Source organism: Arthrobacter globiformis (genome assembly GCF_030817195.1).
GTDB lineage: Bacteria > Actinomycetota > Actinomycetes > Actinomycetales > Micrococcaceae > Arthrobacter > Arthrobacter globiformis_D.
Genome location: NZ_JAUSYZ010000001.1, coordinates 4,174,445 through 4,186,473, shown reverse-complemented (window position 1 = coordinate 4,186,473; position 12,029 = coordinate 4,174,445). Strand labels below are relative to the sequence as shown.

General features: G+C 66.9%; 12 protein-coding genes and 1 pseudogene. 6 read left to right on the top strand and 7 right to left on the bottom strand.

Going from position 1 to position 12,029, the window contains the following annotated elements; translation table 11 throughout:
- Nucleotides 1-40 precede the first annotated feature (40 nt).
- A complete protein-coding gene (mshD, locus tag QF036_RS19130; protein ID WP_307104365.1) occupies nucleotides 41-1,012 on the bottom strand; it encodes a mycothiol synthase in 972 nt (323 codons plus the stop codon).
- A gap of 260 nt (nucleotides 1,013-1,272) precedes the next feature.
- On the bottom strand, nucleotides 1,273-1,971 hold the full coding sequence (locus QF036_RS19125; RefSeq protein ID WP_307104363.1) for a winged helix-turn-helix transcriptional regulator: 699 nt from the start codon (nucleotides 1,969-1,971) through the stop codon (nucleotides 1,273-1,275).
- Between the two features lie 221 nt (nucleotides 1,972-2,192).
- Between QF036_RS19125 and QF036_RS19120 the strand changes: the two genes are divergently transcribed.
- From QF036_RS19120 to QF036_RS19095, 6 genes and pseudogenes are all read left to right on the top strand, one after another.
- The gene (locus tag QF036_RS19120) at nucleotides 2,193-2,984 is read left to right on the top strand and encodes a permease (RefSeq protein ID WP_307104361.1); all 792 of its coding nucleotides are present in this window, start codon (nucleotides 2,193-2,195) and stop codon (nucleotides 2,982-2,984) included.
- A gap of 163 nt (nucleotides 2,985-3,147) precedes the next feature.
- On the top strand, nucleotides 3,148-3,792 hold the full coding sequence (locus QF036_RS19115) for an FABP family protein (RefSeq protein ID WP_307104359.1): 645 nt from the start codon (nucleotides 3,148-3,150) through the stop codon (nucleotides 3,790-3,792).
- A 119-nt stretch (nucleotides 3,793-3,911) separates the two neighbouring features.
- Nucleotides 3,912-4,635, top strand: a pseudogene (locus QF036_RS19110) (flavodoxin family protein).
- Between the two features lie 41 nt (nucleotides 4,636-4,676).
- On the top strand, nucleotides 4,677-5,762 hold the full coding sequence (gene ygfZ / locus QF036_RS19105) for a CAF17-like 4Fe-4S cluster assembly/insertion protein YgfZ (RefSeq protein ID WP_307104357.1): 1,086 nt from the start codon (nucleotides 4,677-4,679) through the stop codon (nucleotides 5,760-5,762).
- Nucleotides 5,759-6,190: an ankyrin repeat domain-containing protein gene (locus QF036_RS19100; protein WP_307104355.1), complete on the top strand. Its 432-nt coding sequence runs from the start codon at nucleotides 5,759-5,761 to the stop codon at nucleotides 6,188-6,190. Before ygfZ ends, QF036_RS19100 begins: the two co-directional genes overlap by 4 nt.
- 5 nt (nucleotides 6,191-6,195) lie before the next feature.
- On the top strand, nucleotides 6,196-7,713 hold the full coding sequence (locus QF036_RS19095) for a DHA2 family efflux MFS transporter permease subunit (protein WP_307104353.1): 1,518 nt from the start codon (nucleotides 6,196-6,198) through the stop codon (nucleotides 7,711-7,713).
- Here the strand turns inward: QF036_RS19095 and QF036_RS19090 are convergent.
- The 5 genes from QF036_RS19090 to QF036_RS19070 all read right to left on the bottom strand — a co-directional run bounded on the left by QF036_RS19090 (nucleotide 7,710) and on the right by QF036_RS19070 (nucleotide 11,984).
- Complete coding sequence (locus QF036_RS19090; RefSeq protein WP_307104351.1) at nucleotides 7,710-8,435, bottom strand: GNAT family N-acetyltransferase; 726 nt, start codon at nucleotides 8,433-8,435, stop codon at nucleotides 7,710-7,712. The genes QF036_RS19095 and QF036_RS19090 overlap by 4 nt on opposite strands.
- A gap of 137 nt (nucleotides 8,436-8,572) precedes the next feature.
- Nucleotides 8,573-9,598, bottom strand: coding sequence for a 6-phosphofructokinase (locus QF036_RS19085; protein WP_307104350.1), 1,026 nt, complete (start codon nucleotides 9,596-9,598; stop codon nucleotides 8,573-8,575).
- Between the two features lie 222 nt (nucleotides 9,599-9,820).
- Nucleotides 9,821-10,075, bottom strand: coding sequence for a PspC domain-containing protein (locus QF036_RS19080; protein ID WP_307104348.1), 255 nt, complete (start codon nucleotides 10,073-10,075; stop codon nucleotides 9,821-9,823).
- Between the two features lie 3 nt (nucleotides 10,076-10,078).
- A complete protein-coding gene (locus tag QF036_RS19075) occupies nucleotides 10,079-10,363 on the bottom strand; it encodes a hypothetical protein (RefSeq protein ID WP_307104346.1) in 285 nt (94 codons plus the stop codon).
- Between the two features lies 1 nt (nucleotide 10,364).
- Entirely contained in the window at nucleotides 10,365-11,984 is a 1,620-nt protein-coding gene (locus QF036_RS19070; RefSeq protein ID WP_307104344.1) for a PspC domain-containing protein, read from the bottom strand.
- Between the last annotated feature and the right edge of the window lie 45 nt (nucleotides 11,985-12,029).

The following is a 12,029-nucleotide window of genomic DNA, read 5'->3' as shown; positions in this document are numbered from 1 at the left end:
AAGATTTCGAGGCCGGCGGCGCGCGTGCAGGAGGGGGTGATCAACGCCCCTCAAGCGGCCCGTACATGACATCCATATCCCAGCGCGTGAAGCCCAGCCGCCGGTACAGCGAGACAGCCGGGGCGTTGTCCGCATCCGTGTACAGCATGACGGCGTGCAGGCCCTGCTGCTGGAGGTACCGGATCCCGGCGATGGTCAGCGCCTTGCCCAGGCCCATGCCCTGGGCGGCGGGCGTGACGCCCACGACGTACACCTCGCCGATGGCCGCATGGGTCCCGTGCTGCGGGTGCACTTTGGTCCAGTGGTAGCCGAGCAGCCGTCCGTCCCGGTCCTCAGCCAGCAGGAAGCCAGCGGGGTCGAACCAGGGTTCGTCCATCCGGGCCTGCAGGTCGGCCCTGGTCAGCGAGCCCTGCTCCGGGTGGTGCGCGAAGGCCTCACGGTTGGCGGCGAGCCAGGCGTCTTCGTCCTTGCCCGGCACAAAGGCGCGAATCGAGACCCCGTCCGGCAGGCCGGCGTCGGGCAGCTCGGCGGTGGCCGTGGTGAGCCGCATCTTCCACAGCTCCCGAACCGGTCCGTAGCCATACCGGGCAGCCAGGTCCGCTGCTGCCTCATGGTTGCCGTGCGACCAGGCCTTGAGCCCGTCCAGGCCGCGGGAGGACTTGAGCGTGCCAACGAGCCGGTCCGCCACGCCCTGGTTCCGGTAGCTGGGGTGGACCGCGATCTCCACCACGCCCGTCCCGTCCGGCTCCTCCACGACCACGGCGAAGCCTGCCAGGTCCTGTGCCGTGGCGGGGTCCGACTGCTCGTCGGGGGCGTAGAGGGCAAGGGTCAACAGCGAGTGCGGCCCGGTATCCGCTGCGCGCATGGTTACGAGGGTCTGTTCGGAAACGGGGGGATTGCCGTCCGATTCCTCGGCGGCGGCCAGCAGGACGCGGACGTCCCGCAGCAGGTCTTGATCCACGCCGCCCTTGATGACAAGGACGGGCCATTTCTCCGGGTGCGCAGAACTCATGCTGTAAGGCTATACGGACGCCACCCGCGCACGCCCGATTTGGAACCGGCCGTGGTGCCCCGTATAGTCGTTACCTCAGCCGGCATTCATGGCAGGTTGTGAGGGGGATCCACCACTGGGGTGGCCTGATACGTTCGACCCGTATGTCCTCCACTTGTAGTTCCAAATGCAGAACGGCCCGGCTCTGGTGAGCCGGGCCGTTCTGCATTCTGCTGCGGGCGGTGCCGGGAAGCCGGCACCCTTGGGCGGGCCCCCGAGGCCTACGCCTCGGTGAGTTCGTCCTCCTGCTGGCGGATCAGCGTGAGCCGGTAGCCCACGTTGCGCACCGTGCTGATGAGGTTTTCGTGGTCGGCGCCCAGCTTGGCGCGCAGCCGCCGGACGTGGACGTCCACGGTCCTGGTGCCGCCGTAGTAGTCGTAGCCCCACACCTCGGTGAGGAGCTGCTGCCGGGTGAATACGCGGCCAGGGTGCTGCGCCAGGTACTTCAGGAGTTCGAATTCCTTGAAGGTCAGGTTCAGTGCCGCGCCGTTGACGCGGGCCGTGTAGCTCGCCTCGTCAATAACGACGCCGGCAGCCCGGATTTCGGAGGGAGCCTCCTCCTGCTCCGGTACAGCCCGGGCGACAGAGAGGCGGATCCGTGCCTCCACCTCGGCGGGGCCGGCGGAGTCAAGCACGATGTCATCGACGGCCCAGGCGGAGGAAACGGCCGCCATGCCGCCCTCGGTGAGGATCAGCACCAGAGGTGCGCTGAGGCCGGTGGCCTTCAGGAGCTGGGTCAGTGAGCGGGCGCCCACGAGGTCTTTGCGCGCGTCCAGGAGGACGATGTCGCAGGGGTCTGTCTCCAGCAGTGCGGTGGGCTCGGCCGGGAGGATGTGCACCCGGTGGTTCAGGAGCTCCAAGGCAGGCAAAATGTCCACCGATGACCCGGTGCTGTTGGTCAGTAACAGGATGTGCGACATTGTTCCTCCAAGGGGCTGTCCGCGCATCGTCGGGCGACTGAGCTGATGTTTGAGTATACCCAATGGCCCCCGGACCGATACTGACCGGCCGCACCCGCGCGCCTTGTTTACGACATATGGCGGTCATATAGGGCAGGATTGAAACCGTCAGGGGGCCGAGCCCTGCCCGTCAACGGCACAGCCAGGATGAGGTCGCAGCAGATTTGAGTGCAGAGTCCGAGATGAGTACGCCGCGGCCTGCTCCCGAGCTGGGCGCTCCGGCCGCTGCAGGCCGGCCGCTCCAGTCGTGGAGCATCGGAGTGGTTGGCCTGGTGGGCCTGGCGACGCTGGTGGCCAGTGTCTTCCGGACTCCGGATGTCCTCCTGGCGGTTGCTGTGCTATTTGCCCTGGGTATCGGTGTCGGCTGGCCGCACTACCTGGAAATCCCCGCCAAGAAAACCCTGGCTGCAGTGATCGGGCTGTCAGGGGCCGGCTCGGCCGTTGCAGCCTCTTTCGCCGCCGCCCCCGGCTACCTCAACTGGACGCCCGGTTTCATTGCTCTGGGTGTCGGTGCAGTCTTCCTCGTCCAGCTGGTGCGCGGCACCGGCCAGGCGCAGCGCCTCGAGTCGACGCTCGGCTGCAGCGTGGGGGTCGTCCTGTCCTGCCTGGGCTCCGGGTGGATCGCCAGCGCCAGGTTCAACGGCGTCAAGGAGATGGTGCTGGTGGCGGGCATCAGCGCCGCCGTCGCACTGCTCGCCGGCCTCATCCGCTGGCCCGACCGGATCATTGCGCCACTGGGCATCACCCTGGCCGGACTGGCCGGGCCGCTGGCCGGGCTGGTGTTCTCCGACATCGCCGTTTTGCCCGCCGCTGTGTTCGGTGTTGTGGTGGGTGCGGTGCTGGTCAGTTTCCGCAGGCTGGTGACACTCCGGGGCGCTCCGCTGAACTTTCCCGCTGCCCTGGGCATGGGTCTGGCACCGATTGCGGCGGTCGGTTCGCTCGCCTACTTCATAGACAAACTACTCATCTCCTGACGGGTTAGGATGGCATCATGTCCGTACTTGCATTTGAAATCTTCTTCCTTGTCCTGCTCGGCGTCGCCAGCCTGTCCATGGCCTGGTTTGCCGGTTTTGTTGTCTACCGACTGTTCAAAGGACAGCGGTAACCCCTGCTTAGCGGTTTCGAGAGGTAGCGGCTGTGCCTATTGAAATTCCTACAGACCTGACCCCCGAACTGGTTCCCCTCTCCTGGCTCATCGGTGAGTGGGAGGGCCGTGGCCGGCTCGGGGCCGGAGATGAAGGTTCAGAGCACTTCCTGCAGCATGTGTCCTTCACCCACAACGGTCTGCCGTACCTGCAGTACCGTGCGGAAAGCTGGCTGACCGACGAGGACGGCACCAAGCTCCGGCCGCTCACTGTAGAGACCGGATTTTGGGCCCTGGAGCGCAAACAGCTGGAGGCCGACAGCGGCCCCGGCCTGGTTCCCGGGGACATCGTGCCCGTGCTGAAAAGCGCCGACGAGGTCGAGGCCCTCCGCAACAAGGATGGCGGCTTCGACATCTCGGTCTCCATCAGCCACCCGGGCGGCATTTCGGAGCTGTACTACGGGCAGATCAGGGGTCCGCAGATCCAGCTCAGCACCGACATGGTGATGCGCGGCAGCCACTCCAAGGACTACAGTGCGGCAACCCGGATCTTCGGGCTGGTGGATGGCAACCTGCTCTGGCGGTGGGACGTGGCCACCGGCCGCCCGTCGGCAACCGGCGCGGCTGCTGAACCGGCTGCTCAGGCTGGCAACGGTCTCGAGGCGCACGCCTCGGCGTTCCTTAAAAAGGTCAGCTGACCGCAGCCACCCGCTGTTCCGCGCCGCTGCTTCCGCGGCACTGTTCGCTGGCCCTCCCTTCGGCTACTTTGGCCTCAGGTCTTCAACCCTGAGTCCGCAGCAACCCGATGGAGTGTCCGATGGATGAGTCCCAGCCCCCGGCTGACTACAGCGACCTCAAAGCCGTGTACTTCAACGGCACGCTCAAGCGTTCGCCGGAGAAGAGCAACACCGAGGGCCTGATCACGGTGAGCCGGCTGATCATGGAAAAGCAGGGCGTGGCCACGCAGGTCATCCGTACCGTTGATCACGACATCGCCAGCGGCGTGTACCCGGACATGCGGGTTCACGGCTGGGGAACTGATGAGTGGCCCGAGCTGTACCCGGCCGTCAAGGAAGCGGACATCGTGGTGGTGGCCGGACCCATCTGGCTGGGGGACAACTCCTCGCAGACCAAGAAGCTCATCGAGCGGCTCTACGCCCATTCGGGCGAGCTCAACGAGAAGGGCCAGTGGGCCTTTTACCCGAAGGTGGGCGGCTGCCTGATCACCGGCAACGAGGACGGCATCAAGCACTGTTCCATGAACGTCCTTTACAGCCTGCAGCACATCGGCTTCACCATCCCGCCGCAGGCCGATGCCGGCTGGATCGGCCCCCGTCGGGCCGGGACCCAGCTACCTCGATGAGGGATCGGGCGGCCCGGAGAGTGACTTTACGAACCGGAATACCACATTCATGACCTGGAACCTCCTGCACCTGGCCCGGACGCTCAAGGACGCCGGCGGAATTCCCGCCTACGGCAACCTTCCGGAAGAATGGAAGGCCGGAACCAAATTTGGTTTCGAAAACCCGGAGTACCGCTAGGTGGCCGGAATACCCTCCCAGCCAAGGACGTTCCCCTTCATATGACTACCAAGAGCCCTCTGTTGTCGCGCCCTGGCGCCGTTGAAGCGGCAGGCGCCGACGCCGGCGTCGCATCCCACTACGGCGAACCCCTACGGGAGCAGCGCGCCCTGGCGGCCGGAACCGCCGTCGTCGATCTTTCCCACCGCGGCGTGGTGACGGTCACCGGACCGGACCGGCTGAGCTGGCTCAACACGCTGTCCTCCCAACAGCTCACCAATCTCCAGCCCGGTGAGTCCAGCGAGCTGCTGCTCCTGAGTGTCCAGGGCCGCATTGAGTTTGATGCGCGCGTGGTGGACGACGGCGGGACCACCTGGCTGATCGTCGAGGCGGCCGAAGCGGGTCCCCTGGCCGAGTGGCTGACCAGGATGAAGTTCATGCTCCGCGTCGAGGTAGCGGACGTGTCGGCCGAGTGGGCAGTGGTGGGATCCACCAAGGCTGTGCCCGAATGGTCCGGCCTGCTGGTGTGGGAGGACCCCTGGCCCCACGTCGGCGCCGGCGGCTACTCATACGCCGTGGTCCCGGAGGATACCCACCCCGGCGCCGAACGCCCGTGGTTCGAATACCTCGTGCCGGCGGCGGAGCTCGAAGAGACGGTGGGGGACCGCAAGCTCGCAGGCGTCCTCTCCGCCGAAGCCCTGCGCGTCGCCGCCTGGCGTCCGAGGCTCGGCGCTGAAACGGACGACAAGACCATTCCGCATGAACTGGACCTGCTCCGCACCGCCGTGCACCTGGCCAAGGGCTGCTACAAGGGCCAGGAGACGATCGCCCGCGTACACAACCTTGGCCACCCGCCGCGGCGCCTCGTGTTCCTGCAGCTCGACGGTTCCCAGCACACCCTGCCGGCCGCCGGCAGCGAGGTCCGGGTCGGGGAGCGCAAGGTGGGCAACGTGACGTCCGTGGCGCAGCACTACGAGATGGGCCCGATCGCGCTGGCAGTCATCAAGCGTTCGGTCGCCCCGGATGAAATACTGACGGTAATGGACGGGGATGAACCGTACACAGCCGCGCAGGAAGTGATCGTGGCGCCCGACGCCGGACAGGTCGTCGGAAGGCAGACAGGATTTCTGAGGGGGACCCACAAATGACAGACTCCACCGCACCCGATGCCGGGGCTTCGGAGCAGCCCGCTTCGCAGCAGCCCGACGAGGAAACCCTCGAATTGGCGCGTACCCTCCTGGACGCTGCCCGCAAGGGCGACACCGAGTTGCTGCGCAGCTACCTCAACGCAGGCGCCCCGGCCACGCTGACCAACCACGCCGGCGACTCGCTGGTCATGCTTGCCGCCTACCACGGCCACGCCGAGACAGTGCAGCTCATCCTGCACCACGGCGCCGACGCCAATGCCGCCAACGACCGGGGACAGACCCCGCTGGCCGGCGCAGTGTTCAAGGGCTACCCGGACGTCGTCCGGGCGCTGGTTGACGCGGGAGCAGATCCCGACGCCGGTTCCCCCTCAGCACGTGACGCCGCCCGGATGTTCGCCCGCGACGACATCCTGGAATTGCTGGGCTAGGCATTTTGGAGAATGTCAGCAGGCCCTGGCCTGCACTCTGGTCCCTCGTCATCGGGTTCTTCATGATCCTGATCGACACGACGATCGTTTCGGTGGCCAACCCGCGGATCATGGAGGGGCTGGGTACGGACATCAACGCCGTCATCTGGGTCACCAGCGCCTATCTGCTGGCGTATGCTGTGCCGCTGCTGATCACCGGCAGGCTCGGCGACAGGTTCGGACCCAAGCGGCTGTACCTCGCAGGCCTCGTGGTGTTCACCCTCGCGTCGCTGTGGTGCGGGCTGTCCGGCACCGTGGGCGTGCTCATCGCCGCCCGCGTCCTGCAGGGCCTCGGCGCAGCGCTGATGGCCCCGCAGACCATGGCCGTGATCACCAGGATCTTCCCGCCGGACGGGCGCGGCGCCGCCATGGGCCTGTGGGGTGCCACCGCCGGTGTGGCGACACTCGTCGGCCCCATCCTGGGCGGTGTGCTCGTGGACGGCCTTGGCTGGGAGTGGATCTTCTTCATCAACGTGCCCATCGGGATCGTGGGCTTCATCCTTGCCTGGCGCTTCGTTCCGTCCCTCACCACCCACCCGCACCGGTTCGACATCCCGGGCGTGGTGCTCAGCGCCGTCGGGCTTTTCCTCTTGGTCTTTGGCATCCAGGAAGGCGAGACGTACGACTGGGGAACCATCACGGGGCCGGTGACAGTGTGGGGGCTGATCATCAGCGGCATCGTGGTGCTGGCGCTTTTTGTCGGCTGGCAGGCGGCCAACAAGGGTGAGCCGCTGCTTCCGCTGGCGCTCTTCCGGGACCGCAACTTCTCGCTGGCGAACATCGGGATCACCACCGTGGGATTCAGTGTCACGGCTTTTGGCCTGCCGCTCATCTTCTACTACCAGATCGTGCGGGACATGACGCCTACCCAGTCTGCCCTGATGATGGCGCCCATGGCGCTGATTTCCGGCGGGCTGGCGCCCTTGGTGGGCAAGATCATTGACCGGGTGAACCCCAAATACATCACGTCCACCGGCCTGCTCCTCATGGCGGTGGCGCTGTTCTGGAACTCAGCACTCATGCATCCGGACACTCCTGTGTGGCTGTTCCTGCTGCCCAGCGCTGTGCTCGGCTTCGCGAACGCAGGCATCTGGGCACCCTTGAGCTCCACCGCCACGCGCAACCTGCCGATGCGGCAGGCAGGGGCGGGTGCGGGGGTCTACAACACCACGCGGCAGATCGGTGCCGTCCTCGGCAGTGCCGCCATAGCCGTCCTCATGCAGGCCAGGCTTGCGGCGGAACTTCCGGCGGCACCCGGCGGGACGCCCGGCGGTACGGGTGAGGCCGGTGGCTTCGGCGGCCAGTTGCCTCCCGCCCTGCATGACGGCTTCGCGACGGCGATGGGCCAGTCGATCATGCTGCCTGCGGCAGTGATTGTGCTCGGCGCCGCGGTGGCCCTGTTCTTCGCCCGGCCTAAGGCGGTCCAGGGCTGGGGTGGGCAGCGGCCCGCTGCCGGCCAGGACGCGGAGGCGGCGACGCGCTAACGCTTTTGGCCGAGCAGCACGCTGGTTTGGATGCCGCCGGTGGAAAAGCCCAGGCTGCGTGCCGTCGCCAGTGAGCCCTTGTTGCTGACGTCGGTGCGCCACTGCAGCGTGAGCCCGGAGGCCAGGGCTTCGTGGGCGGCCACCGAGGCCGCGAGCGATCCCAGTCCGCGGCGCCGCCACTCGGGGGCCACGAGAACCCCCATGTGGGCCAGGATGCCTTCCCATTCCGAGTAGGCGCCGCAGGCCACGGGCACCCGCTGCCCCTCGTCGTCGTGAATGATGGTGTAGCGGTTCTCGAGGTCGGACAGGCCCACCTCGTTCACGTCATCGGGCGGGCACAGACCCTCAAGTTCGATGGCCTCCGGGTTGCCGTGCGACACGGTCAGCTCCTCCGCGGACTGCAGCAGCGGCAGGTCGTCGGCGAAGAAGAGCGCCGCCGAGCCCTGGCCGTGGCCCCCGTGCGTCCGGGTGATGGTCAGCAGGGTGACATGCTGGGCCATCTCCTCATCCGAAATGCCTGCCGCGGCATCCAGGGCCCACTCAGGACCCACCAGGGCCGAGCTGCCGAACAGGCGCACGAACTCGACCGAGTGCGCGGAGTCGTCAACCCTGGTGATCCGCTCGCCGGTTTCCAGGGCGCGGGCGAAAGCGCCGTCGTCGAGCCCCAGGCGGCGCGCCCAGGCAAGCTGGATGATGGCGACGGATCCGGGGTCAAGACTCATGATCCCAGCCTACCGATCCCTGCCGCCCCTCAGGCGCGAACGGACAGTTGTGGCCCCTGACTCCGGAGAATCAGGGGCCACAACTGTACGTTCGCGCTGTTCGTTGGCGCCGAGAGAAGCCAGCCGGGGGAGCGGGCTTAGCCGAAGAGGACCGCGGCCTCGTCGTAGCGGTGCTGCGGAACGACCTTCAGCTTGCCCAGCGCGGCTTCGAAGCCAACGTGGTCAATGTCGGTGCCGTTGAGCGAGACCATGGTGCCCCAGCGGCCCTCGACCACGGAATCGACGGCGGCCATGCCCAGGCGGGTGGCCAGCACGCGGTCGAAAGCGGAGGGAACGCCGCCGCGTTGGATATGGCCCAGGATGGTGGCGCGGGTCTCGATGCCGGTCCGGGCTTCGATCTCCGGTGCCAGCTGGTCGGCGATGCCGCCCAGCCGGGGACGGCCGAAGGTGTCCAGGCCGCGTTCGGAGTGGGGCGATTCCATGTGCTCCGGCACGAACCCTTCGGCCACAACGACGAGCGGGGCACGGCCACGGTCATGGGCCTCGGTCACCCATTTAGTGATCTGCTCGATGCTGGTCTTCTGCTCCGGAATCAGAATGGCATGGGCGCCGGAGGCCATGCCAGCGTGCAGGGCGATCCAGCCGACGTGGCGGCCCATGACCTCGGCGATCATGCAGCGGTGGTGGGACTCGCCGGTGGTCCGCAGCCGGTCGATTGCCTCGGTGGCGATCTGCACGGCCGTATCGAAGCCGAAGGTGTAGTCCGTGGCGTCGAGGTCGTTGTCAACCGTCTTGGGAACGCCGACGATCTTCAGGCCGGCGTCAGTGAGGCGCTTGGCGGCCGCGAGGGTTCCTTCGCCGCCGATTGCGATGATGGCGTCGATCCCCAGCCGCTCCAAGTGGGCCTTAATGACGTCGGGTCCGCCGCCGTTCTCGAACGGGTTGGTCCGCGACGTTCCCAGGATGGTGCCGCCCTGCTTGGCAATACCGCGGACAAGCGTACGCGGAATGGGGATGACGTCACCCTCCACCACCCCGCGCCAACCGTCGAGGAACCCCACGAATTCGTGGCCATGGATGGCAATGCCTTTGAGGACGGCGCCGCGGATAACCGCGTTCAGTCCGGGGCAGTCGCCGCCGCTGGTGAGGATTCCGATTTTCATTTTCTTGGCTCAAATCCTGGTTCGAAGGTTTTACGGGCAGAGCGCCACGCTGAGCTCAATTAGAGATTCTAGTGGGGAGTGTGGGGTAGGACACAAACGGTTACATGGCCGGGAACCCCGGACGCCAGGGCCGGCATGGTGCGGGACAGCAGAGTGCCCCGTTCCGGCGGGAACGGGGGCACTGCATGACGGACGACGGCGGCTGCCGGCCCGGGGCGGTCACTATCGGCCCGTGCCGCGCTTTTCGAGGAAGGATTCAAGGGGAATCGTGTTGTTCTGGTCCGGCAGGATCAGCCACGCCGCGAGGTAGAACACGATGGCCGGTCCGGGCAGCAGGCAGAAGAGGAGGAAGCCGATCCGGACGAATGCCACATCCACGTTCAGTTTCTCGGCTATACCGCCGCACACACCGCCCAACCAGCGCTGCGGTCCGCGCTTCAGGCCAAGGCCCCTGACAATGCTGTAGAACTTTTCCATGGCTTAAGACTTCCCGTTTGTTGCGCTGTTGTCACGTTTCCGTGCTGAGAGCAGCCCGCCGACCACCAGGGCGGCCCCGGCCCCGATCATCAGGCCGATCAGCACATATGTCCCGTTCAGGACCACGATCCCCAGCTGGGAGATGACGATCAGCACGGCCAGGGCGACGACCACCAGCCCCCAGACGATGGTGCCTACGCGGGCCGGCGCTTCGGCGGTTTCGTCCGGGGCCCCGGTGGACGGTTTGGGCACAGGGTTGGTGTCCGGTGCCGGATCAAAACTGCTCATGTCAGTTTCCTTCCTGGATGGCGATGTTGCTCACGGTGCCGTCGATCTGGAGAATCAGCTTGGCGCCGGGCTTGTCCGAGTTGTAGCTGCTTTGCCGGGACGTGATGCCGCTCCGACTGTCTGTGCCCTCGTTCAGGTTGCCCAGGGTCATGTCGGCGCGGACATCCACCGGCACGCTGCGCGGAATGATGACCGTCACGTTGCTGGCTGTGGCGTCCAGGGGGATCACGACGTCGGTGCCCAGCGGCGGGTTCAGGTTCAGGCCGGTCAGGTCGACAGTTCCGCGGCCTCCGGTGATCTGGAAGCCCTGGCGGGCCTGCTCGATGGTGACGGGATTCCAGTCCGCATTCTGGAAGCGGAACCGGTCACCGTTGGGCACGGCGCTGAAGATGCCACCCACGATGAGCGCCACCACGGCAAAGAACCCGAGGACGCCCGAGGTCCTGCCGCGCATCCCGGCCAGCAGGATGCCTAGCCCAAGGACCGCTGCACCGGCTGCCCAGACCACGGCGTTGGCCGACTCGCCGAGATCAATCAGGTTGCCGGCGTCGAGCGCTTTGAGCGTGCCGCCCGCCAGCAGCGCCAGTCCGGCGGTGATGGCTACGGCCGGCGCGCCCGGGCCGCTCGGCCTCGGCTTGGGCGCCGGGACCGGGGAAGGGACCGGAGCGGGCCGGCGCGGCGGAAGGCCGCCGCTGTAGGGGCCTGTGGGGGTTGCGGAGCCGTACGGTTCATTGACGCCGTAGGACGGGATGGCGTCCGGAGTCGGCGGTACCGTGTAGGGCTGGGTTGGCCCATGGCTGCCGGCAGCGAAGGATGACGCCGTGAACGGTGATGTGGCGGATCCCGCGGCGGCATTCGCTGGTGCGTTGCCGGGGGTTGCGTAGCCGTAGGGCGTCCCGCCCCCGGTGGTGCCGTTCACCGTTGCACCGGTGCGGTTCTTGTTGCGCTGCGTCAGGAAGTAGATGAGGTAGATGACGCCGCCGATCCAGAACAGGGCCCAGAAGAAGCCGAAGCCGTCGTGGCCCCACCCCCAGAACCCGCCGCCCATGCCGGTGAGGCCGACGATCGAGGTGATGAGCGCGCCCGTCATACCGGTGCTCCAGCGGCCGGTGCCCGCCTCCTGAGTGTGAATCCGGCCGTCGGGCTCGGGCAGCAGGGCCCAGCCGAGGCCGTATAGGAGGACGCCGATTCCTGCGAACAGCGTCAGCACGATGAAAATGCCGCGCACGATCAGTGGATCGATGCCCATCCGTTCCGCGATGCCGCCCGAGACGCCGCCGATCCAGCGGTCGCGTCCCCGGTGTACGCCGTGGCTACGGATCCAGCCGAAGAAGTTCAGCGGCTGGGCGGGCCGGCCGTAACCGGGAGCTGAATACGCGGGAGCGCGGTGTGCGGGTGGCGGGAACAGCGGTTCAGTGGGGTTTTCCGGCTCTGTGTGGTTCGTTGGCGCTGTGTTTGCCGGTTCCGTGGGTTTTGCCGGCCCGGTGTTTTCCGGTTCCGTGTGGGTGGCCGGTTCTGTGTTGTCCGGTCCGACGGGGTGCTCCGGATCCTGGCCGGTGCTGCCCTCGGACGGGGTGCCCGGCTGCTGGCCTTCATTGGGGTTGGGGTTCTGCGAGTTCATACTTCGATACTGCCGTTTGTGCTGGTCAGTCCTCTATTGGGGAAC

Excerpts from the sequence above, each read along its gene's own strand:
- mshD (WP_307104365.1), bottom strand. The coding sequence starts at position 1,012 with ATGAGTTCTGCGCACCCGGAGAAATGGCCCGTCCTTGTCATCAAGGGC.
- QF036_RS19125 (WP_307104363.1), bottom strand. The coding sequence starts at position 1,971 with ATGTCGCACATCCTGTTACTGACCAACAGCACCGGGTCATCGGTGGAC.
- QF036_RS19120 (WP_307104361.1), top strand. The coding sequence starts at position 2,193 with ATGAGTACGCCGCGGCCTGCTCCCGAGCTGGGCGCTCCGGCCGCTGCA.
- ygfZ (WP_307104357.1), top strand. The coding sequence starts at position 4,677 with ATGACTACCAAGAGCCCTCTGTTGTCGCGCCCTGGCGCCGTTGAAGCG.
- QF036_RS19100 (WP_307104355.1), top strand. The coding sequence starts at position 5,759 with ATGACAGACTCCACCGCACCCGATGCCGGGGCTTCGGAGCAGCCCGCT.
- QF036_RS19090 (WP_307104351.1), bottom strand. The coding sequence starts at position 8,435 with ATGAGTCTTGACCCCGGATCCGTCGCCATCATCCAGCTTGCCTGGGCG.
- QF036_RS19085 (WP_307104350.1), bottom strand. The coding sequence starts at position 9,598 with ATGAAAATCGGAATCCTCACCAGCGGCGGCGACTGCCCCGGACTGAAC.
- QF036_RS19080 (WP_307104348.1), bottom strand. The coding sequence starts at position 10,075 with ATGGAAAAGTTCTACAGCATTGTCAGGGGCCTTGGCCTGAAGCGCGGA.
- QF036_RS19075 (WP_307104346.1), bottom strand. The coding sequence starts at position 10,363 with ATGAGCAGTTTTGATCCGGCACCGGACACCAACCCTGTGCCCAAACCG.
- QF036_RS19070 (WP_307104344.1), bottom strand. The coding sequence starts at position 11,984 with ATGAACTCGCAGAACCCCAACCCCAATGAAGGCCAGCAGCCGGGCACC.